We start from the raw sequence: 19,204 nt of genomic DNA, 5'->3' as shown, positions 1-19,204 counted from the left end.
CCCGAAGGAGAACCTGATGAATCCGATCCGTCGTGCCGTCGTCGCCGCTGCTGCGGTGGCTGCCCTTGCCGCTCCGCTGCTGGCCAGCGCGCAGGACATCAAGCCGCGCCTGATCCGCTTCGGCTACGGCCTCAACGAGAACAGCAACCAGGGCCGTGCGGTGAAGTTCTTCGCCGAGCAGGTCGAGAAGGCCTCCGGCGGCAAGATGCGGGTGCGTGCGATCGGCTCGGCCGCGCTCGGCCCGGACACGCAGATGCAGCAGGCGCTGATCGGCGGTGCGCAGGAGATGATGGTGGGCTCCACCGCCACGCTGGTGGGCATCACCAAGGAGATGGCGCTGTGGGACACGCCCTTCCTGTTCAACAGCGCGAAGGAGGCCGACATCATTCTCGACGGCCCGATCGGCGAGAAGGTCAAGGCCAAACTGCAGGACAAGGGCCTGGTCGGCCTCGTCTACTGGGAGAACGGTTTCCGCAACCTGACCAACAGCAAGCGCCCGGTCACGAAGCTGGAAGACCTGGACGGCGTGAAGCTGCGGGTGATGCAGAACAACGTCTTCCTCGAGAGCTTCCGCAGCCTGGGCGCCAACGCGGTGCCGATGCCCTTCTCGGAGCTGTTCTCGGCGCTGGAGACCCGGGCGGTCGACGGCCAGGAGAACCCGTACAACACCATCCTGTCGAGCAAGTTCCATGAGGTGCAGAAGTACCTGACGGTGACCAACCATGTCTACAGCCCGTGGATCATCACCGTCAGCAAGAAGTGGTGGGACGGCCTGAGCCCGGCCGAGCAGAAGGTGCTGCAGGACGCCGCACGCGCCAGCCGCGACTTCGAGCGCAGGGACACCCGCGAGGAGGCCGGCCGTGCGCTGGCCGAACTCAAGGCCAAGGGCATGCAGATCAACGAACTCTCGCCGGCCGAGGCCGCGCGCATGCGCGACCGCCTGACGCGGGTCAACGCCAGCATTGGCGTCAATGTCGGCATGGACCTGTGGAACGAGACTCAGTCGGCGCTGACGAAGCTGCGCGCGGCGAAGTGATCAGGGGCTGCGCTGGCCGCCGATCACGCCGGTGGCCAGCCCGGTGCCCAGCAGCACCACGGCGCCGCCCGCCAGCATCGACGCGGTGACCGGCTCGCCCAGGAACAGGGCGCCCCACAGCGTGCCGAACACCGGCACCAGGAAGGTCACCGTGACCGCCCGGCTGGCGCCGACCCGCGCGATCAGCCGGAAGAACAGCAGATAGGCCAGCGCCGAGCAGGCCACGCCCAGCACCAGCGCGGCCAGCCACGGGCCCAGGCCGGGCATGCGTTCCGGCCAGCTCCACAGTGCCGGCGGCAGCAGCACCAGCGCCGACACCAGCTGCGTGCCGGTGGCATTGACCAGCGCCGGCACGCCCTGCAGGTAGCGGCGGGTGTGATTGGCCGCGAAGCCGTAGCAGGCGGTGGCCAGCAGCATCGCCACGATCGCCCAGCCCGAGCCGCCGGGACGGAAATCCGCCTTGTCGGCCGCCAGCAGCGCCACGCCGGCCAGCCCGAGCAGCAGCCCCAGACTCCGGCGCCCGTCCAGCCGGTCGCCGAGCCAGATCGCGCCGATCACCGCGGTGCAGACCGGTGTCATCGCGTTCATGATCGAGGCCAGTCCGGCGGTGATCGACAGCGTGGCCCAGGCGATCAGCAGGAAGGGCAGGCCGGAGTTGAACAGGCCCATCACCGCCACCGCGCCGGCGCGTTCGCGCAGCGCGCCGAGCTGACCCTTCATCAGCAGCAGCGGCAGCAGGCAGATGCTGGCCAGCGCGACGCGCAGCCAGATCAGCGGCACCACGCCGAAGTCCGGCACCGCATAGCGCATGAACAGGAAGGAGCCGCCCCAGAGCGCGGCCAGCAGCGTCAGGTCGAGCAGATCGCGCGGCTTCATGGCGCCGCGTCGCCGTGGCCGGCTTCGGCCAGCAGTGCACGCGCGCGGTCCTCGTGCTGCTCGATCTCCTCGAGCGTGACCCGGATGTCCTCGAGCTGCTGCGTGAGCTGGTCGCGGTGCGTCTGCAGGATCGCGAGAAAGGCGGTGAGCTGCTGCACCGTGTCCGAGGGCGATTCGTACATGTCCACCAGCTGGCGGATCTCCTGCAGGCTCAGGCCCAGGCGCTTGCCGCGCAGCGTCAGCTTCAGCCGGGTGCGGTCGCGCACCGAGTAGACGCGGTTGCGGCCGTCGCGCGCCGGGTCCAGCAGGCCCATGTCCTCGTAGAAGCGGATCGCGCGCGGGGTGATGTCGAACTCGGCGGCCAGCTCGCTGATGGTGTAAGTCGCCGGCGCGACATCTCGGGCGGGGGAGGTCATGGATACACTGCCGTTGACGTTAACGTAAGTCATAGTCTAGCCCGGAGTTCTCCATGGCCAATCCGCTGGAACATCAGCTCTCCTATCCCTTCGGCGACCAGCTGCCGGCCACCGGCACGACGCTGGAGATCGCGCCGGGCGTGCGCTGGGTGCGCATGGGACTGCCCTTCGCGCTGGACCACATCAACCTGTGGCTGCTGCGCGACCGCGAGGTCGGTCCCGACGGCCGCGAGGGCTGGGCGGTGGTCGACTGCGGCATCACCAGCGATGTCACCCGCCAGGCCTGGGAGCAGATCTTCGCCGAGGGGCTCGACGGTCTGCCGGTGCTGCGGGTCATCGTCACCCACATGCACCCGGACCACATCGGTCTGGCGCACTGGATCACCCAGCGCTGGAGCACCCCCGAGCAGCCCTGCCGGCTGTGGATCAGCGCCACCGACTGGAACGCCGCGCGCACCGCCTCGCGCCAGACCACCGGCTTCGGCGGCGAGGCGGCGGCGGCCTTCTTCGGCAGCCACGGCCTGGTCGATCCGGTCGCGCAGCAGAAGGTGCGCGAGCGCGGCAACTACTACGGCAGCATGGTGCCGGAGGTGCCGGGCCAGTTCCGCCGGCTGATGGACGGCCAGGCGCTGCGCATCGGCGAGCATGTCTGGACCTGCCATGCCGGCCACGGCCACTCGCCCGAGCACATCAGCCTGCACTGCGAGGCGCTGGGCCTGCTGATCTCCGGCGACATGGTGCTGCCGCGCATCTCGACCAATGTCAGCGTGATCGACCTGGAGCCCGAGGCCGATCCGTTGCCGCTCTACCTGGCCTCGCTGGAGCGCATGCGCCGGCTGCCGGCGACGACGCTGGTGCTGCCTTCGCACGGCAAGCCCTTCCGCGGCCTGCACGAGCGCATCGCGCAGCTGCAGCAGCACCATGAGGAGCGGCTGGCCGATGTGCTGCGCGCCTGCGCGCAGGCGCCGTGCTCGGCCTCGGACATCCTGCCGGTGCTGTTCCGGCGTGCGCTCGACCTGCATCAGACCACCTTTGCGATGGGCGAGGCGATCGCGCATCTGCATGCGCTGTGGCTGTCGGGCGATCTGCGCCGGCTGCGCGGCGCCGACGGCGTCTGGCGCTTCGCGCCGGCCTGAGCGCGCTCAGGCCTTGCGCTTCGCGGTCGGTGCGGGCGCTGGCGCAGCGCTGCCCCGGCCGCCGTGCAGGCCGACCCGCTCGACCATCTCGCGCGCGAACTCGATGAAGGCCAGCGAGCCCTTGGCGGTCGGATCGAAGATCACGCCGGGCAGGCCGTAGCTGGGCGCCTCGGCCAGGCGCACATTGCGCGGGATGATGGTCTTGAAGACCTTGTCGCCGAAGTGCGCCTGCAGCTGGTCGCTGACCTGCTGCTGCAGCGTCATGCGCGGGTCGAACATCACCCGCAGCAGGCCGATCAGGTGCAGCTCGCGGTTCAGGTTGGCGTGCACCTGCTTGATCGAGTTGACCAGGTCCGACAGGCCCTCCAGCGCGAAGTACTCGCACTGCATCGGCACGATCACGCCGTGCGCACAGGTCAGGCCGTTGAGGGTCAGCAGGCTCAGCGAGGGCGGGCAGTCGATCAGGATGAAGTCGTAGTCGTCCTGCACCTCGGCCAGCGCGAGCTTGAGCCGGCGGTCGCGCTGATCGATCTCGACCAGCTCGACCTCGGCGCCCGCCAGCTCGCGGTTGGCGCCGAGCACGTCGTAGCCGACCCGTTCGACATGCTGGATCGCGTCGGCGGCCGGCGCCGCGCCGATCAGCACGTCATAGACGGTCGCCTCGAGCGCACGCTTGTCCAGGCCCGAGCCCATCGTGGTGTTGCCCTGCGGGTCGAGGTCGACCACCAGCACGCGCTGGCCGATGCGGACCAGACCGGCGGCCAGATTGACGGTGGTGGTCGTCTTGCCGACGCCACCTTTCTGGTTCGCGATGCAGAAGATGCGTGCCATGGGTCGTGGAGAGAGGATGGGGTTCTTGTGGCGGCCTCAGCTGCGCAGCAGGCGCAGGCCGAAGCCGATCATGCACAGGCCGGCGAGGCGCTGCAAGGCCAGTCCGATGCGCGCATGCGCACGCACCCGCGCAGCGATGCGCTCGGCGAAGGCACACAGCGTCAGGCACCAGAGCGCGGTGATCAGCGCGATCGTCAGCGCCATCGCTGCGTAGGTCGGCAGGCCCTGGTGACGAGCCGGATCGATGAAGAGCGGGAAGAAGGCCATGTAGAACACGATGGCCTTCGGGTTCAGCACGGTGATCAGCAGCGCCTGGCGCAGGTAGCGGCCAGGCGTGATCTCGACCGGGCTGGCGGCTTCGCCCGCGCGGGCCCGCAGCAGCTTCCAGCCGATCCAGCCCAGGTAGCCAGCGCCAGCCCAGCGGATCGCCTCGAACCAGGCCGGATGCGCCGCCAGCACTGCCGCCACGCCGGCCACCGCCAGCCACAGCAGGATCTGGTCGCCCAGGATCAGGCCCAGGGTGGCCGCCGCGCCCGCCCTGAAGCCGCCTTTCGAGGTCGCGCCCAGCAGCGCGAAGGTGCCCGGCCCCGGCAGCGCCAGGAAGACGACGATGGCGGCGCAGAAGGCCCAGAAGTCGGCGATGCCGTGCATGGCGAGGCTCGGCCGCTCAGCGCGGCCGCATCCAGACGATGCAGCGCTCGGCGCCGAGGCCCGGCACCGTCAGCGGCTCGATCGCGAAGACCTCGATGTCCGCCGGCAGCGCGGCGATCTCGTCGGCCGGATGCTGGCCCTTCATGGCCATCCAGACGCCGCCCTCGGCCAGCAGCGGCCGGGTGAGCGCGACGATGTCGGGCAGCGAGGCGAAGGCGCGTGCGGTGACCACCGGCCAGCGCTGCGTCGTGATCGTCTCGACGCGGGCGTGCAGCGCCTGCAGATTGGGCAGACGCAGCTCGGCGGCGACCTGGCGCACGAAGGTCGCCTTCTTCTGCACCGCGTCGACGCAGGTCACCTTCAGCGCCGCATCGGTGGCGGCCAGCACCACGCCGGGCAGGCCGCCGCCGCTGCCGACGTCCAGCAGCGTGTCCGCGCCGGGCGCCTGCGCACGGTGGCGCCGCAGCGGTGCGACCACCGCCAGGCTGTCGAGCAGATGGTGGGTCAGCATCTGCGCCGGGTCGCGCAGCGCGGTCAGGTTGTAGACCTTGTTCCAGCGCGCCATCAGGTCCAGGTAGCCGAGCAGGCGATCGGCCTGGGCCTCGTCGAGCGCGCAGCCGAGCGCCTCGGCGCCGCGCAGAAGTTCAGGCCGCATCGACATCGACGTCTCCTTGGGGGGTGAAGCCGCGGAAGCGGTTCTTCTTCAGATGGACCAGCAGCAGCGAGATGGCCGCCGGCGTGACACCGGAGATGCGCGAGGCCTGGCCCAGCGTTTCCGGGCGGTGGCGGTCGAGCTTCTGCCTGACCTCGAAGGACAGTGCGGTGACCTGGGCGTAGTCCAGCTCGGGCGGCAGCTTCAGGTGCTCGTACTGGCTGGCACGCTGCACCTCGTCGTTCTGCTTGTCGATGTAGCCGGCGTACTTGGTGGCGATCTCGACCTGCTCGATCACCGCGTCGGCCAGCGTCGCGCCGAGCTGGGTCCGAAGCGTTTCACGTGAAATGATCAGTTCCGGGGCCGGGTTCGGGCGGTACCGGTCGGCGGTCTGCATCACCTGGGTCAGTGTGTCGTGCGTGATGTCGGGGCGGCGCAACAGGTCGGCCAGGCTGTATTCGCGCTCGATCGCCTTGCCCAGCAGCGGCTCGGCCGCCTCGGCCGGCAGGATGGCCGGGAAGACCCAGGTCGACTTCAGCCGCTCGCTCTCGCGCGCGATGGCGTCGCGCTTGCGGTTGAAGGCGTCCCAGCGGGCGTCGTCGATCAGCCCGATGGCGCGGCCCAGCTCGGTCAGGCGCAGGTCGGCGTTGTCCTCGCGCAGCTGCAGCCGGAACTCGGCGCGGCTGGTGAACATGCGATAGGGCTCGGTCACGCCCTTGGTGATCAGGTCGTCGACCATCACGCCCAGATAGGCCTGGTCGCGGCGCAGCGTGAAGGGGCCCTGCTCGCGCACCTGCAGCGCGGCATTGATGCCGGCGAACAGGCCCTGCGCGGCGGCTTCCTCGTAGCCGGTCGTGCCGTTGATCTGGCCGGCGAAATAGAGGCCGCGGATCGCCTTGGTCTCGAAGCTCGACTGCAGCTCGCGCGGGTCGAAGTAGTCGTACTCGATCGCGTAGCCGGGGCGGGTGATGTAGGCGTTCTCCAGGCCCGCCATCGAGCGGATGGCCGCCAGCTGCACGTCGAAGGGCAGCGAGGTCGAGACGCCGTTCGGATAGAACTCGGTCGTCGTCAGGCTCTCGGGCTCCAGGAAGATCTGGTGCGAGTCCTTGTCGGCGAAGCGGTTGATCTTGTCCTCGATCGACGGGCAGTAGCGCGGGCCCACGCCTTCGATCACGCCGGTGAACATCGGGCTGCGGTCGAAGCCGCTGCGCAGGATCTCGTGCGTGCGCAGATTGGTGTGCGTGATCCAGCACGGCACCTGGCGCGGATGCTGGTCGGCCGAGCCGAGGAAGCTGAACACCGGCACCGGGTCGAGATCGCCGGGCTGTTCCTCGCACTTCGAGAAGTCGATCGAGCGGCCGTCGATGCGCGGCGGCGTGCCGGTCTTCAGGCGCCCCTGCGGCAGCTTCAGCTCCTTCAGCCGGCTTGAGAGGCTCACCGCGGGCGGGTCGCCCGCGCGGCCGGCCGGGTGGTTCTGCAGGCCGACATGGACCTTGCCGTCCAGGAAGGTGCCGGCGGTCAGCACGACCGCCCGCGCCTTGAAGCGGATGCCGATCTGCGTGACCGCGCCGACCACGCGCGCGCCCTCGCCATCGCCCTCGACCATCAGGTCGTCGACCGCCTGCTGGAAGATCGACAGGTTGGGCTGGTTCTCCAGGCGGCGGCGGATCGCGGCCTTGTAGAGGATGCGGTCGGCCTGCGCGCGGGTGGCGCGCACGGCCGGGCCCTTGCTCGAGTTGAGGATGCGGAACTGGATGCCGCCCTCGTCGGTGGCCAGCGCCATCGCGCCGCCGAGGGCGTCGACTTCCTTGACCAGATGGCCCTTGCCGATCCCGCCGATCGACGGGTTGCAGCTCATCTGGCCGAGGGTCTCGATGTTGTGGGTCAGCAGCAGCGTGGCGCAGCCCATGCGGGCAGCGGCCAGTGCGGCCTCGGTGCCGGCGTGGCCGCCGCCGACGACGATGACGTCAAATTCCTGGGGGTAGAGCATCACGGGCTCCCTGAAATGGGGCCCGCGCGGGGCGCGCGGACAAACCTTCTATTCTAGGTTTGACCGCGTTCCGCGTCAGCATCGGGGTGGCCTCAGGCGGCGACGATCTCGCCGCTGTCCTCGCGCCGGTTCCACCAGCGGTCGAAGAAGTAGTGCGCGACGGTGTTGACCACCGGTTCGACGAAGGTGATTGCGCCGGCGATGGTCCAGCTGCCGGTCAGCGAGTAGCTGACACCGAAGGCGATGCCGATGTGCATGACGCCGAAGGTCGCTGACTTGGCCATGAGGGTCTCCTTGTCCTGGTGATGCGGGCGGGATGGCGATGGAGGCATCTTCCCATGCCGACCTGCATCATTGGATGAGACTATCAAATGGCTGCGATAGATATGCTCAAGCCTTGGCGCAGAGCGGGTGGCGCGCCAGCTCGGCGATCGCGTCCGGCACCTGGCGGCTCAGCGTGTCACGGCCTTCCGGCGAACCGACCAGCTCCTGCTGCTGCGGCGTCAGGGTCTCGGGATCGCTGCCGAGCAGCACGATCGGGGTCAGCGCGTCGGCCAGCTCGGCGTCATCGAAGATGCGGTTCCAGTGCTCCGGCGTCATGGCCGTGCCCTGCAGGAAGCCGATGCACCACAGCTCGGCATCGACGATCTCCTGCACCTCGTCGCTGTCCTCGGCCTCGACTTCGGCGATGCCGAACAGCGGCTCCAGCGTCTCCGGATCGGCGCGCAGCTGGCGGTCGATCGAGGCCAGATGACGCAGCACCAGCTGGGCGACCTTCTTGGTCTGCTTGCCGCTGCCGAAGGGTGCCTTCGCCGGATCCTGGCCGCCCCAGACGCGCGTGACCCAGACATCGGCCTCGGGCAGCGCGGGCGACAGCAGCAGTGCGGTCAGGTAGCCGTCGAGGCTTTCCATGTCGGCGACCGCATCCTCGGCCTCGATGAAGGACAGCAGCTCGTCGAGCTCGTCCATCTCCTGCTCGGTCAGCGGCGGGTTGTCGACGGCAGGGTTGTACTGGGGCAATTTCACGTGAAGGGCCTCGCTGAAGGGGAGGCCGCAGTGTGGCACGATCAGGTCATCATGCAATGTCGTCCTCGCTGCGCTGCCTGCTGCATCGCGCCCTCGATCTCCAGCCCGATTCCCGGCATGCCGGACGGCAAGCCGGCGGGCGTGCCCTGCGTGCAGCTCGACGAGGAACTGCGCTGCCGCCTCTTCGGCCGACCGGAGCGCCCGGCGGTCTGCGGCGGCCTGCAGCCGGACGAGGACATGTGCGGCAGCAGCCGCGAGCAGGCGCTGCGCTGGCTCGGGCATCTGGAGGATCAGACCTGTCCGCAGACGAACCCGGCTCCGGCTCATGAGCTGCCGGGGCGTCGCGCAGCGGACTGACGCGGGCTGAGGTCGCCCTCATGCTTGTGAGTTCCGAACCGAGGAGACCCGCGATGAGACTGCACACCACCCGCCGCGCGCCCAACCCGCGCCGCGTCCACATGTTCCTGGCCGAGAAAGGCCTGGAGATCGAGACGGTCGAGGTCGCTCTGGATGGCGTTGCCAACCGCTCGGGCGAGCTGCTGGCGCGCAGCCCCTTCGGCCGGGTGCCGGTGCTGGAATTCGACGACGGCCGCTGTCTTGGCGAGACCCGCGCGATCTGTGCCTGGATCGAGGGCCATCACCCCGAGCCGAACCTGATGGGCTCGGATGTCGACGAGCGGGCCTTCATCGAGATGCACGACCGCCGCGCCGAGTTCCACCTGCTGCTGCCGATCGCGAACTGGATCCGCCACGGCCATCCGGGCCTGGCGCCGCTGGAGCAGCCGCAGTTTCCGGACTTCGCTACGGCGCAGGCCGGCAAGCTGCGCGAGTTCGCCCAGGTCTTCGATGCCGAACTGGCGACGCGCCCGTGGTGGGCCGGCGATCGTTTCAGCATCGCCGACATCACCGCCTTCTGCGCGATCGAGTTCGTGCGCGGGCTGATGCGCTGGCAGCCCGGCGAGCAGGGTCTGCCCAACCTTCAGGCCTGGCGGGACCGCGTCGCCGCCCGGCCGAGCGCGAAGGCCGGGATGTGAGCGCGCGTGAGGCGCGATCTCAGTTGTTGCGCGTCACTGTGCTGACACCCTGGAGCGGACGGCCTGCTCCCGCCGCCAGCGCGCCGGAGCCTGCCCCAGGCGCTGGCTGAAGAGGCGGGTCAGTGCCGCGGCCGAGCCATAGCCGACGGCCGTGGCCACCTCGGCCACGCCCAGGCCCTCGCGCAGCAGCAGCCGGGCGCGGCGCAGGCGCCAGTCCAGCAGATAGTCGCCCGGCGGCTGGCCGACGACACGGGCAAAGCGCTCGGCCAGCGCGGTGCGCGACAGGCCGGCCAGCCGGGCCAGTTCCGCCAGGGACCAGGCATGCTCCGGCTGGCGGTGGATCGCATCGAGCACCGGGCGCAGCGCAGGATCGCTCAGGCCGGCCAGCAGGCTGCCGCTGCCGCCGCGCATGCGGTCGAGCTGGTGGCGCAGCCATTGCAGCAGCAGCACCTCCACCAGCCGCGACAGCATCGCCACGTGCGCGCAGCCCTGGCCTTCGGCTTCTTCGACGATGAGGGCCAGCGTGGCGCTCATCGCGGCCGGCAGATCGCGCCGCGCCAGAACCAGCCGGTGCGGCAGTGCGTCGAGCAGCGGATTCAGCCCGGATTCGCCGAAATCCACAGGCACATCGAAGACCTGCATCGGCTGGTCGCTCATCGGCATCAGCCGGTGGCGGGCGGGGGCGGGCAGCCAGACCAGCACCGGCTGCAGCCACTGCTCGCGCGGCAGGCGCTCGGCATCCTCGCCATCGCCCTCGATCTGCACCGGGCCGCGCAGCAGCAGGTGCAGACGGCCCGAATCGGCCAGCACCCGCGACCCTTGGGACAGATCCAGGGCGGACAGCGGCCCGGCGCGCAGCGGAAAACAGGGCAGAAGCGCTGCCAGACGATCGTTCAGAGCCATTTTTCCTGGGGTTGAAGCCAGAACAGGAATCAAGAAAATGGCTGAATTATTGATCAATCGTCCCCATGGGGCTCCGAGGAGGAATCAGCGCCCTGTGGCGGCCTCGAAGGCGAGCAGCTGGCGCTTGCGCGCGAGGCCGCCGGCATAGCCGGTCAAGGCGCCGTCACGCCCGACCAGCCGGTGGCAGGGCACCAGGATGGACAGCGGATTGCGTCCGGTGGCCGCCCCCACCGCCCGGGCTGCACCCGGGCGTCCGACCGCGGCGGCCAGCTCGCCGTAGCTGCAGGTGCGGCCATGTGGAATGCGGCTCAGGGCCTGCCAGATGCTCTGCTGGAAAGTGCTGCCTTCGGGCGCCAGCGGCAGGTCGAAGTCGATTCGCCGGCCGGCATGCCAGTCGTGCAGCTGGGTGGCCGCCTCGCGCAGCAGCGGGTGTTCATCGTCGCGCTGCCAGCCGGTCTGCGGTCCGTCGAAATGGCGCTGGCCGACGAACCAGGCGCCGGCCAGTGCGGCCAGCTCATCCCGGCCGCGGGCCGCCAGGATCATCGTGCCGAGCGGGGTATCCAGCTCGGTCCAGAACAGGGAAGGCAGAGGGGTCGCCATGTCGTCGCTCCTGGTCGAAAAGTCGGAAAGGCAGGGGGGCGACGGCATCTTATCCACAGCACGGCGGCCTGTCGTCAGCGGGCCGCCGTGCGGCGTTCTGCGCATGAAGATCAGCGGCGAGGCTCAGTTCTCCACAATCTTGTCCACAGATTTATCCACAGGCCATCACAAGGAGGTGAGCCAGAAACCGTCAGATCATCGAAGCTGTGCACAGCTTCTCTTCAGGTCATGCACAGACTTGTCCAGAAAAACCGGGGACTTGATGGCAAGTCATTGATTAAATTGGATAAAAAATCTGAGGACTCGATTCAGGAGATCAACTTGTCCACAGGAAATATCATGCTTGTGCACACGATCATCAGAGTTATACACAGACTTGTCCACAGGACTCGATCGCAAGAACGGCCGCGCAGCCTGCTGCATTTTTCGACTTGTCCACAGCTCAGCGCTGGCGCTGGCGGCGACATTTCCACAGGGCGAAGATCTCCACGGCGCCGGCCAGCGCCGCTGCGCCGAGGATCAGCAGCGGATGGGTCAGCACGCGCATCGTGAGAGGCAGGCGGGCGCGGGTCATGGCGGGCTCCTGGGCGGGTGGGGAAAGGCGCGATCGTGGCGGGCGCCGGTGTCAGCGCCGTGACGTGTTCGAGCTGTCGCGGTTCTGTCATTTCCGGTTGCTAGCCTGTCCGACCCGAAGACGACAGAAGAAGCTGCGCGAACGAGCAGCACGGAAAGGGCGGAGTGACGGCAGCAGATCAGGTCCATCGGCAGGCAGCGCGGCTGGAGCTGGCTGCGCTGGTCGAGCTGGAGCGGCTGATTGCCGAGGCCGGCCCCTGGGTTCGGGTGCGCACCGCCTGCGAGGTCGAGGTGGCGGGCCGCCGTTTTCCGGTGCCGGTGGTGACGATGGGCAGCGAGGATCCGCAGGCGCCGGCGGTCGGCCTGTTCGGCGGCGTGCACGGCCTGGAGCGCATTGGCGCCGAGGTGGTGCTGGCCTATCTGCGCACACTGGTCAGCCGCCTGCCCTGGGACCGGGTGCAGCAGCGCCAGCTCGAGTCGCTCAGGCTGGTCTTCATGCCGCTGGTCAATCCGGGCGGGCTGTGGCTGGGCACGCGCGCCAATCCGCAGGGCGTCGACCTGATGCGCAACGCGCCGCAGGATGCCGTCGGCCGGGTGCCCTTCCTGGTCGGCGGCCAGCGCCTGAGTGCGGCCCTGCCCTGGTACCGCGGCCCGGCCGGTGCGCCGATGCAGGCCGAGAGCCAGGCGCTGTGCGAGGTGGTCGAGCAGGAACTGCTCGGCCGGCCCTTCAGCCTGGCGGTGGACTGCCACTCCGGCTTCGGGCTGCATGACCGGATCTGGTTTCCGTACGCCTGCCGGCGCGAGCCGATCGAGTGGCTGCCGGAGCTGCATGCGCTGAAGGCGCTGCTCGATGCCAGCCAGGTGCATCACCCCTATGTCTTCGAGCCGCAGAGCCGGCTCTACCTCGCGCACGGCGACCTGTGGGATCACCTGAGCCTGGGCGCGCAGGCGCGCGACGCCCGCGCGGTCTTCCTGTCGCTGACGCTGGAGATGGGCTCCTGGCTGTGGGTGCGCAAGAACCCGCGCCAGCTCTTCTCGCGCGACGGCCTGTTCAACCCGCTGATCGCGCACCGGCAGCAGCGCGTGCTGCGCCGCCACATCGGCTGGCTGGATTTCCTGACCCGGGCGGCCAGCGGCCATGCGCTGTGGCTGCCGCAGGGCGCCGAGCGCGAACGCTGTCGCCGCGCGGCGCTGGCCCACTGGTATCCCGAGCATGAATCCCGAACGTGAATCCCGATCATGAGGCGATCGATGATGGATCTGAGCGAGATGGCGTCACGCTGGCCTGAGCGGGTTTCGGCGGGTGCCTCGGTGGCGGTATCAGGCACGGCGCCGGTCTGCGTGCTGCTGCGCGGGCTGGGCCGCGATGCGCGCCACTGGGGCGATTTCCCGGCGCGGCTGTCGCGGGCCTGGTCGGGCGAGCGGCCTCTGCTGCTGAAGCCCGATCTGCCGGGCAACGGCCGCGCGCATCTGCAGACCTGCGCCAGCCGGGTCGAGGACATGGTCGAGCCGCTGCGCGAGCAGGTCCGCGCGCAGCTGGGCGCGGCAGGCCTGGGCGGTCGACCGCTGCATCTGCTGGCGATGTCGCTGGGCGCGATGGTGGCCATCGCCTGGGCGCAGCGCCATCCCGGCGAGCTGGCCGGCATGGTGCTGATCAACACCAGTGTGCGGCCGCTCAATCCCTTCTGGCAGCGCCTGCGGCCGCGCGCCTGGCCGGTGCTGCTGCGCAGCCAGCTCGGCCTGATGTCCCTGCCCGAGCGCGAAGCGGCCATCCTGGCGCTGACCAGCCGCATTGCGGCCGACTCGCCCGGGGTGAAGGCGCTGCTGGACGACTGGGTCGGCTGGCAGCAGGCCTGGCCGGTGCGCCACAGCAATGCGCTGCGCCAGCTGCTGGCCGCCGCGCGCTTTCATGCGCCGGAGCAGGCGCCGCCGGTGCCGCTGCTGCTGCTGGCCGGCGCTGGCGACCGGCTGGTCGATCCCGCCTGCAGTCGTCGGCTGGCCCGTGCCTGGCAGGTACCGCTGCTCGAGCATCCTCAAGCTGGGCATGACCTGCCGCTGGACGACCCGGACTGGGTGGCCGCCGAGGCAGGCGGCTTCCTGGCCCAGCAGGCGAGCGCCTCGCCCGCCTGTGCTCAGAGCCCCTTCAGCGCCACCACGCCAGTGGCGGGAAAATCGGTGAAGACGCCGTCGACGCCGAGCTTCATGTAGTACTGCATCTCGGCCTTCGGGTCGGCGAAGCCGTAGCCGCTGGCGTCGTCGCGGAAGGTCCAGGTGTGCACCATCAGGCCCTTGGCATGCGCCATCTCGATCACGCCGGTGCTGCCGTCGACGCGGCGGTCGTTGATCGTGATCCTGCCGTCGCCATTGCGGTCGACCTGATCGTTGACCGTCTTGACCAGATAGGGCTTCCACGGGCCGATCGCGTCGGCGTAGGTCTTGACGAAGTCCAGGCCCGAGCTGGTCAGCAGGTCGGAGAACTGGCGGGTGTCGCCCGACACCACGAAGTCGTAGGGCTGGCGGTAGGGCGCCACCAGCGACATCGAGCCGTCGTCCTTGACATCGTCGGCGTCGATCAGCTGCACCAGGCGGATCTTCGTCTTCGTGCGCAGGTACTGCAGGTTCGAGACCTCGAAGGACTGGATGAAGACCGGCGCGCTCGCGCTGTTGCCGTAGATCGGGTGCAGCGTGGCGAGCAGCTTGTCCTCGAAGACATTGGCGCCGAACAGGCCCTTGTGGAAGGTCGAGTGCTTGATCTCCGGATAGATGCCGACGCTGCGGCCGGCCTTGGCGCCCTCGGTCTGCGCCAGGTTGATGACCTCGGCCAGCGTCGGGATCTCGTACAGGCCGTCGAAGGCGGTGGAGCGGCCGGCGCGCGCCTGCTTCGCGCGCAGCGTCCTGATCTCGGCCAGCGTGAAGTCGCTGGCGAAGTAGGCGGTGGTCGAGACGCCGTCGACCAGCTTCGTGGTCTTGCGGCTGGCGTCGAACTGGGTCGCGACGTCGGTGGTGTCGTCGAGCATCGGCTCGTGGCGGGCGATCATCACGCCGTCCTTGGTCAGCACCAGGTCGGGCTCGATGAAGTCGGCGCCGCGTGCGATGGCGCGCTCGTAGGCCGCCAGCGTGTGCTCGGGCAGCTCGCCGCTGGCGCCGCGGTGGCCGATGACCAGCGGGGCCGCGCCGCTCAGGGTCTTGTAGGGCGCGGCGGCGGGCGCCGGGGTGGCGTCGTCGTCGCCGCCGCCGCAGGCCTGCAGCAGCGAGAGCGTGGCCGCGGCCACCAGGATCCGTATGCGGATGCGCATGAGGGGTCTCCGTGTGTGTCGATGTCGACGGAGATTCTGTAAAGCGGGGGTGACAGCGCGGTGAAGCGGCCGTGTCAGCCGCTCACAGCGGCAGCGGCCGGTCCGCGACGATGCTCTTCATCACCAGGGTGGACGACAGGCGCAGCACGCCCGGCAGCCTGGAGAGCTCGCGGTCGTACAGCAGCTGGAAGGCGCCGAGGTCGCGGGTCACGACATGGAGCATGAAGTCCGGGTCGCCGAACAGGCGCTCGGCGCGGATCACCGCCTGCACGCCCAGCACCGCCTCCTCGAAGGCCTGCACGCTCTCGCCGCTGGTGTCGCGCAGCGAGACGAAGACGATCGCCGAGAACTGCAGCCCGACCGCCGCCGCGTCGATCTTCGGCGCATAGCCGGTGATCACGCCGCCGGCCTCCAGCGCGCGCAGCCGGCGGTGGCAGGGCGACAGGCTCAGGCCCACCTTCTGCGCCAGGTCGGTGACGGAAATGCGCCCGTCCTGCTGCAGCTCGGCAAGAATCTTCCGGTCAATCGCGTCCATGCAGAAAATTCTACTCAGGATGCGCGTCGTGGCGGGAAAGATCGGCAGCACTTTCCCGGCCGGAATTCCTACGATCCCTGGCAAGGATGAAAGGAAAAGCCACGATGTCTGCCGCTCTGCTGCTCGCGTTCTGGGCCGTGTCGATCTCGCTGGTGCTGGTGCCCGGCGCCGACTGGGCGTACGCGATCGCCGCCGGTCTGCGCGAGCGGGCCATCGCGCCGGCGATCGCCGGCATGCTGCTGGGCTATCTGGCGATCACGCTGGTGGTGGCGGCCGGGGTCGGCGCGCTGGTGACCCGGCACCCGGAACTGCTGACGCTGATGAGCCTGGCCGGCGCGGCCTATCTGCTGTGGCTGGGCGCGCAGGTCATCCGCCATCCGGCGGTGCCCGAAGCGGGGCAGGGGGCGGCGGATCGTCCGCGGGACTGGGTGCGGCGCGGCTTTCTGGTCAGCGGCATGAATCCGAAGGCGCTGCTGCTGATGCTGGCGCTGCTGCCGCAGTTCACCCGCGCGCAGGCGCCCTGGGCGGTGGAGCTGCAGATCGGCGCGCTGGGTCTGGTGCAGATGCTCAACTGCGCGGTGGTCTATTCGCTGGTGGCGGTGGCCTCGCGGCTGGTGCTGCGCACCCGGCCGGCGGCCGCACGCCGGGTCAGTCGCCTGTCGGGCGTGGCGATGATCGCGGTGGCGGTGCTGCTGCTGGCCGAGCAGCTGGCGCGGCACGCCTGCTTGTAGGTCCCCAGCGGGCCGCGAAGCGCGCGTGAACTGCCGAAGCAAACGGTGCTGTTCCTACAATGGGCCCTCGCCCCAGGAAAGCCCGCGATGCCTTATCAGCCGCCACAACATCTGCTCGAGGTCCTGCAGAAGATTCAATATGAAGAGGCGCTGCCTGCAGGTGATCCGCGGTATGTGGACACGCAGACGGCTCGCGGCAGCGAGCGCACGTTTTCCCGTCTGGCCCGCAAGATCGGCTGGGATCCGGCGTCCAACCAGTTCTTTCCGCCAGGGCAGAGCCATGTGCTGTTCTTCGGCCATGTCGGCAGCGGCAAGACCACCGAGCTGCGCCAGTACGCGCAGCGCCTGAACGACTCGAAGCGCTTCCGCGTCATCGAGGTCGACGCGGTGGACAAGCTGGACGTGAACAACCTGCAGTACACCGACGCGCTGATGGCGATGGCCGAGACGCTGGTGGCTCATCTGGACGCGAAGGGCTGTCGCCTGAGCGAGGCCGACCTGGCACCGTTGCAGCAGGCGATGGCGCGCATCGTGACGACGCGCAGCGACGGACGCGAGCTCAGCGCCGAGATCAAGACGGTGGCCGAGGCGGGTGGCGGTTTGCCGGGCTTGCTGAAGCTGCTGGCGACCTTCACCGCCGCGGCCAAGACCAATGCCACGACCAAGACCGAATGGCGCCGCGAGATCGCCAATCATTTCACCGCGGTGGCGTCGGCCTTCAACGGGTTGATCCGGCGCGCCGAGGCCGTCCTGAAAGAGGCTGGCGAGGCCGAGCGGCTGGTGTTTCTGCTCGACGGCATCGACAAACTGCGTGGCGATGACACCCAGCGCTTCTTCGTGCAGGACGCCGAGCAGCTGCTGTCGATCCAGGCATTTGTCATCTACACCGCGCCGCTGCACCTGAAGTATGGTGGCCAGCTCGCCGGCAAGCTCGACGCCGATCTGGTGCTGCCGATGATCAAGCTGCAGGAGCGCGACGGCAGCCGGTGCGAAGCGGGCTGGACGGCGCTGCATGAGCTGCTGCTGCGTCGCATCGACCGGAGCCTGTTTGCGAGCGAGGCTGAAATCCACCGCCTGATCGAGCACAGCGGCGGGCATCCGCGCGAGCTGCTGCGGCTGCTGAAGCTGTGCTGCGAATATGCCGACGATCGGATCGATGCCGCCACCGTCGAGCGGGCGCTGGCGCAGCTGGCGGCCGACTACCGCTATTTCCTGGAGCCCGAGGATTACCCGCTGCTGGTGCAGCTCGACCACGACGAGAACCACGGCGGCAACGACGAGCGCACGCGCCAACTGCTCTACCGGCTGGCGCTGCTGCAATACAACGACGGCAGCTGGAGGCGCAGCCATCCGGTGGTGCGCCGGCTGGACGGGTATGTGAAGGCCTGCCAAGCCACCGCGTCGCCGGGAAAGCCGTGAACACGCCGGCCCGGCCGATCTTCGACGCCGAGCAGGCGCGGCTCGCGGCCGCGGCGCATCTGCCTCCCGAGCTGTTCGTCGAGTTCCAGCGGCTGGCCAAGACGCTGATCCATGGCCCCGCGTTCCAGCTGCTGATGGTCGACTGCCGCGATGAACGGCTGAGGGCGCGGGTGCTGGCGTCACTTGGGGAACTGCAGCAGCGCGTCGGCTTGCGCGGCGTCGAAGTCGTGCTGCATGAGCCGGTGGCGGGTGATGTGTCCGCGCTGGAAAGCCGTCTGATCGAGGCAGCGCGCGACCATGAGGTGATTCACCTGCTCGGCGCCAGCGTCTGGATGGACGACGCGGCGTGGCAGTCGTTCAATCTGGTGCGCGAGCGGCTGGCGGTGCAGGTGCGGGCACGGCTGGTGTTCTGGCTGAACGAAGAGGCCATTGCGCGCATTGCCCGGCAGGCAGCGGATCTCTGGGCATGGCGGGGCGGCGTGTATGGCTTCGCGGCCGAGGAAAAAACGCCGGACCTGCTGGAGCTCCAGCGACATGCCACGACCAGTGCAGGTCTTGTCCAGTCGGCCTTCGATCCGCGCAGCATGAAGGAGCGGTATCAACGCGTGGCCGAGATCCGTTCGATGCTTGGCAGTGCCACGACGCTTCCGGATGATTTGCGCGCACCGCTGCTTGAGGAACTGGCGCGCCTCCTGGCTTCATTGGGGGAAAGGCAGGCCGTCATTGATCTGCTGGAGAAAGACCTCCTGCCCATGGCGGATCGAATGGCCGACCTGCGGCTGATGGCCGAAGCCTGGACCCACTGGGCGGATGCGAAGAAATCCCTGGGCGATCTGGATGTGGCCTTGCTGACTTACCGCGAGAAGGTCCTCCCGATCCAGGTTCGTCGTGCGGATGAGCGTGAAGTCGCGGTGATCCACGGACGGATCGCTGACGTTTTGCAAGCGATGGGAGATCTGGAGGAGGCGCTGAGGCTCATGCGGGAAGATGCGCTGCCGGTTTTCGAGAAGCTGGGCGACGTGCGCTCGCGGGCGGTGGCGATGAGCAAGATCGCGGACATGTTGCAGGCGCGAGGGAATCTGGCGGAGGCGCAGAGCATCTTGCGCAAAGAGGCGTTGCCGGTTTTCGAGAAGCTGAGTGACGTGCGCTCGCGGGCGGCGACGATGGGTCAGATCGCGGGCATTCTGCAGGCGCAAGGGGATCTGGAGGAGGCGCTGAGGATCCTCCGGGAAGAGGCGTTGCCGGTTTTTGAGAAGCTGGGTGACGTGCGCGAGCGGGCGGTGACGATGGGTCAGATCGCTAGCGTTCTGCAGGCGCGAGGGGATCTGGAGGCGGCGCTGAGGATCCGTCGTGAAGAGGAGTTGCCGGTGTATGACCTTGCCCCCAGAAACCGTCTCCCATGCTGAGTGATGCAATGTCAGCAAGGAGAGCGGAAATGACGAAGCCGAAGGCTGCGCCGAGGGCGCGCTACACATTGGAATTCAAGCAGGAGGCGGTGC

At 69.0% G+C, this 19,204-nt stretch carries 22 protein-coding genes; 9 read left to right on the top strand and 13 right to left on the bottom strand.

Annotation, left to right across the window (positions count from 1 at the left end):
- Positions 1 to 16 precede the first annotated feature (16 nt).
- Positions 17 to 1,036, top strand: a complete 1,020-nt coding sequence (locus tag HZU84_RS04475) for a TRAP transporter substrate-binding protein (RefSeq protein ID WP_149505032.1) — start codon at positions 17 to 19, stop codon at positions 1,034 to 1,036.
- Here the strand turns inward: HZU84_RS04475 and HZU84_RS04470 are convergent, their stop codons facing one another.
- Together HZU84_RS04470 and HZU84_RS04465 are read right to left on the bottom strand one after the other, a co-directional pair.
- Positions 1,037 to 1,912 carry a DMT family transporter gene (locus tag HZU84_RS04470; RefSeq protein WP_149505033.1) on the bottom strand — a complete coding sequence of 292 codons (876 nt, stop codon included), beginning with the start codon at positions 1,910 to 1,912 and terminating at the stop codon, positions 1,037 to 1,039.
- Positions 1,909 to 2,328, bottom strand: a complete 420-nt coding sequence (locus tag HZU84_RS04465; RefSeq protein ID WP_149505034.1) for a MerR family transcriptional regulator — start codon at positions 2,326 to 2,328, stop codon at positions 1,909 to 1,911. Before HZU84_RS04465 ends, HZU84_RS04470 begins: the two co-directional genes overlap by 4 nt.
- 53 nt (positions 2,329 to 2,381) lie before the next feature.
- On the opposite strand from HZU84_RS04465, the gene HZU84_RS04460 reads away from it, so the two are divergent.
- The gene (locus tag HZU84_RS04460) at positions 2,382 to 3,464 is read left to right on the top strand and encodes an MBL fold metallo-hydrolase (RefSeq protein ID WP_149505035.1); all 1,083 of its coding nucleotides are present in this window, start codon (positions 2,382 to 2,384) and stop codon (positions 3,462 to 3,464) included.
- Positions 3,465 to 3,470: 6 nt separating this feature from the next.
- On the opposite strand, the gene HZU84_RS04455 is transcribed toward HZU84_RS04460, so the two are convergent.
- The 6 genes from HZU84_RS04455 to HZU84_RS04430 all read right to left on the bottom strand — a co-directional run bounded on the left by HZU84_RS04455 (position 3,471) and on the right by HZU84_RS04430 (position 8,614).
- The gene (locus HZU84_RS04455) at positions 3,471 to 4,295 is read right to left on the bottom strand and encodes a ParA family protein (RefSeq protein WP_149505036.1); all 825 of its coding nucleotides are present in this window, start codon (positions 4,293 to 4,295) and stop codon (positions 3,471 to 3,473) included.
- A 36-nt stretch (positions 4,296 to 4,331) separates the two neighbouring features.
- Entirely contained in the window at positions 4,332 to 4,946 is a 615-nt protein-coding gene (locus tag HZU84_RS04450) for a LysE family translocator (protein ID WP_149505037.1), read from the bottom strand.
- A 16-nt stretch (positions 4,947 to 4,962) separates the two neighbouring features.
- A complete protein-coding gene (gene rsmG, locus HZU84_RS04445) occupies positions 4,963 to 5,607 on the bottom strand; it encodes a 16S rRNA (guanine(527)-N(7))-methyltransferase RsmG (protein WP_149505038.1) in 645 nt (214 codons plus the stop codon).
- Positions 5,591 to 7,588, bottom strand: coding sequence for a tRNA uridine-5-carboxymethylaminomethyl(34) synthesis enzyme MnmG (mnmG, locus tag HZU84_RS04440; RefSeq protein ID WP_149505039.1), 1,998 nt, complete (start codon positions 7,586 to 7,588; stop codon positions 5,591 to 5,593). Before mnmG ends, rsmG begins: the two co-directional genes overlap by 17 nt.
- A 92-nt stretch (positions 7,589 to 7,680) precedes the next feature.
- A complete protein-coding gene (locus tag HZU84_RS04435) occupies positions 7,681 to 7,872 on the bottom strand; it encodes a DUF2061 domain-containing protein (protein ID WP_149505040.1) in 192 nt (63 codons plus the stop codon).
- 106 nt (positions 7,873 to 7,978) lie between these two features.
- Positions 7,979 to 8,614: a UPF0149 family protein gene (locus tag HZU84_RS04430; RefSeq protein WP_149505041.1), complete on the bottom strand. Its 636-nt coding sequence runs from the start codon at positions 8,612 to 8,614 to the stop codon at positions 7,979 to 7,981.
- A 51-nt stretch (positions 8,615 to 8,665) separates the two neighbouring features.
- On the opposite strand from HZU84_RS04430, the gene HZU84_RS04425 reads away from it, so the two are divergent.
- Both HZU84_RS04425 and HZU84_RS04420 read left to right on the top strand, forming a co-directional pair.
- Positions 8,666 to 8,971, top strand: coding sequence for a YkgJ family cysteine cluster protein (locus HZU84_RS04425; RefSeq protein ID WP_149505042.1), 306 nt, complete (start codon positions 8,666 to 8,668; stop codon positions 8,969 to 8,971).
- Positions 8,972 to 9,024: 53 nt separating this feature from the next.
- Positions 9,025 to 9,648 carry a glutathione S-transferase family protein gene (locus HZU84_RS04420; RefSeq protein WP_149505043.1) on the top strand — a complete coding sequence of 208 codons (624 nt, stop codon included), beginning with the start codon at positions 9,025 to 9,027 and terminating at the stop codon, positions 9,646 to 9,648.
- Between the two features lie 33 nt (positions 9,649 to 9,681).
- On the opposite strand, the gene HZU84_RS04415 is transcribed toward HZU84_RS04420, so the two are convergent.
- From HZU84_RS04415 to HZU84_RS20440, 3 genes are all read right to left on the bottom strand, one after another.
- Positions 9,682 to 10,551 carry an AraC family transcriptional regulator gene (locus HZU84_RS04415; RefSeq protein WP_149505044.1) on the bottom strand — a complete coding sequence of 290 codons (870 nt, stop codon included), beginning with the start codon at positions 10,549 to 10,551 and terminating at the stop codon, positions 9,682 to 9,684.
- 84 nt (positions 10,552 to 10,635) lie between these two features.
- Positions 10,636 to 11,151 (bottom strand): methylated-DNA--[protein]-cysteine S-methyltransferase, encoded by a 516-nt coding sequence (locus tag HZU84_RS04410; RefSeq protein ID WP_149505045.1) that lies wholly within the window; start codon positions 11,149 to 11,151, stop codon positions 10,636 to 10,638.
- Between the two features lie 442 nt (positions 11,152 to 11,593).
- Entirely contained in the window at positions 11,594 to 11,725 is a 132-nt protein-coding gene (locus tag HZU84_RS20440) for a hypothetical protein (RefSeq protein ID WP_256365861.1), read from the bottom strand.
- Between the two features lie 164 nt (positions 11,726 to 11,889).
- Between HZU84_RS20440 and HZU84_RS04405 the strand changes: the two genes are divergently transcribed.
- Together HZU84_RS04405 and HZU84_RS04400 are read left to right on the top strand one after the other, a co-directional pair.
- Entirely contained in the window at positions 11,890 to 12,954 is a 1,065-nt protein-coding gene (locus tag HZU84_RS04405; RefSeq protein ID WP_244954371.1) for a M14 family zinc carboxypeptidase, read from the top strand.
- A gap of 9 nt (positions 12,955 to 12,963) precedes the next feature.
- Positions 12,964 to 13,932, top strand: a complete 969-nt coding sequence (locus HZU84_RS04400) for an alpha/beta fold hydrolase (RefSeq protein ID WP_244954372.1) — start codon at positions 12,964 to 12,966, stop codon at positions 13,930 to 13,932.
- Here the strand turns inward: HZU84_RS04400 and HZU84_RS04395 are convergent.
- Together HZU84_RS04395 and HZU84_RS04390 are read right to left on the bottom strand one after the other, a co-directional pair.
- Positions 13,857 to 15,020, bottom strand: a complete 1,164-nt coding sequence (locus tag HZU84_RS04395; RefSeq protein WP_149505046.1) for a glycerophosphodiester phosphodiesterase — start codon at positions 15,018 to 15,020, stop codon at positions 13,857 to 13,859. The two genes, HZU84_RS04400 and HZU84_RS04395, sit on opposite strands and share 76 nt — an antisense overlap.
- A gap of 82 nt (positions 15,021 to 15,102) precedes the next feature.
- Positions 15,103 to 15,555, bottom strand: a complete 453-nt coding sequence (locus HZU84_RS04390) for an Lrp/AsnC family transcriptional regulator (protein ID WP_149505047.1) — start codon at positions 15,553 to 15,555, stop codon at positions 15,103 to 15,105.
- 104 nt (positions 15,556 to 15,659) lie between these two features.
- Between HZU84_RS04390 and HZU84_RS04385 the strand changes: the two genes are divergently transcribed.
- The 3 genes from HZU84_RS04385 (at position 15,660) to HZU84_RS20900 (ending at position 19,111) form a co-directional block, all read left to right on the top strand.
- Complete coding sequence (locus HZU84_RS04385; RefSeq protein WP_149505048.1) at positions 15,660 to 16,286, top strand: LysE family translocator; 627 nt, start codon at positions 15,660 to 15,662, stop codon at positions 16,284 to 16,286.
- 87 nt (positions 16,287 to 16,373) lie between these two features.
- Positions 16,374 to 17,705, top strand: a complete 1,332-nt coding sequence (locus tag HZU84_RS04380) for an ATP-binding protein (protein WP_149505049.1) — start codon at positions 16,374 to 16,376, stop codon at positions 17,703 to 17,705.
- Positions 17,702 to 19,111 (top strand): tetratricopeptide repeat protein, encoded by a 1,410-nt coding sequence (locus HZU84_RS20900; protein WP_149505050.1) that lies wholly within the window; start codon positions 17,702 to 17,704, stop codon positions 19,109 to 19,111. Before HZU84_RS04380 ends, HZU84_RS20900 begins: the two co-directional genes overlap by 4 nt.
- The last annotated feature ends 93 nt before the right edge of the window (positions 19,112 to 19,204 follow it).

Origin of the sequence: Sphaerotilus sulfidivorans (assembly GCF_013426975.1) — a bacterium.
GTDB lineage: Bacteria > Pseudomonadota > Gammaproteobacteria > Burkholderiales > Burkholderiaceae_C > Sphaerotilus > Sphaerotilus sulfidivorans.
Note: the sequence above shows the minus strand (reverse complement) of the source record. Positions and strands in the feature narration are given on the sequence as shown.

Bases quoted from the DNA above. Each gene is read 5' to 3' on its own strand.
- HZU84_RS04475 (WP_149505032.1), top strand. From the start codon at position 17: ATGAATCCGATCCGTCGTGCCGTCGTCGCCGCTGCTGCGGTGGCTGCC.
- HZU84_RS04470 (WP_149505033.1), bottom strand. From the start codon at position 1,912: ATGAAGCCGCGCGATCTGCTCGACCTGACGCTGCTGGCCGCGCTCTGG.
- HZU84_RS04465 (WP_149505034.1), bottom strand. From the start codon at position 2,328: ATGACCTCCCCCGCCCGAGATGTCGCGCCGGCGACTTACACCATCAGC.
- HZU84_RS04460 (WP_149505035.1), top strand. From the start codon at position 2,382: ATGGCCAATCCGCTGGAACATCAGCTCTCCTATCCCTTCGGCGACCAG.
- HZU84_RS04455 (WP_149505036.1), bottom strand. From the start codon at position 4,295: ATGGCACGCATCTTCTGCATCGCGAACCAGAAAGGTGGCGTCGGCAAG.
- HZU84_RS04450 (WP_149505037.1), bottom strand. From the start codon at position 4,946: ATGCACGGCATCGCCGACTTCTGGGCCTTCTGCGCCGCCATCGTCGTC.
- rsmG (WP_149505038.1), bottom strand. From the start codon at position 5,607: ATGTCGATGCGGCCTGAACTTCTGCGCGGCGCCGAGGCGCTCGGCTGC.
- mnmG (WP_149505039.1), bottom strand. From the start codon at position 7,588: ATGCTCTACCCCCAGGAATTTGACGTCATCGTCGTCGGCGGCGGCCAC.
- HZU84_RS04435 (WP_149505040.1), bottom strand. From the start codon at position 7,872: ATGGCCAAGTCAGCGACCTTCGGCGTCATGCACATCGGCATCGCCTTC.
- HZU84_RS04425 (WP_149505042.1), top strand. From the start codon at position 8,666: ATGCAATGTCGTCCTCGCTGCGCTGCCTGCTGCATCGCGCCCTCGATC.
- HZU84_RS04420 (WP_149505043.1), top strand. From the start codon at position 9,025: ATGAGACTGCACACCACCCGCCGCGCGCCCAACCCGCGCCGCGTCCAC.
- HZU84_RS04415 (WP_149505044.1), bottom strand. From the start codon at position 10,551: ATGGCTCTGAACGATCGTCTGGCAGCGCTTCTGCCCTGTTTTCCGCTG.
- HZU84_RS04410 (WP_149505045.1), bottom strand. From the start codon at position 11,151: ATGGCGACCCCTCTGCCTTCCCTGTTCTGGACCGAGCTGGATACCCCG.
- HZU84_RS20440 (WP_256365861.1), bottom strand. From the start codon at position 11,725: ATGACCCGCGCCCGCCTGCCTCTCACGATGCGCGTGCTGACCCATCCG.
- HZU84_RS04400 (WP_244954372.1), top strand. From the start codon at position 12,964: ATGAGGCGATCGATGATGGATCTGAGCGAGATGGCGTCACGCTGGCCT.
- HZU84_RS04395 (WP_149505046.1), bottom strand. From the start codon at position 15,020: ATGCGCATCCGCATACGGATCCTGGTGGCCGCGGCCACGCTCTCGCTG.
- HZU84_RS04390 (WP_149505047.1), bottom strand. From the start codon at position 15,555: ATGGACGCGATTGACCGGAAGATTCTTGCCGAGCTGCAGCAGGACGGG.
- HZU84_RS04385 (WP_149505048.1), top strand. From the start codon at position 15,660: ATGTCTGCCGCTCTGCTGCTCGCGTTCTGGGCCGTGTCGATCTCGCTG.
- HZU84_RS04380 (WP_149505049.1), top strand. From the start codon at position 16,374: ATGCCTTATCAGCCGCCACAACATCTGCTCGAGGTCCTGCAGAAGATT.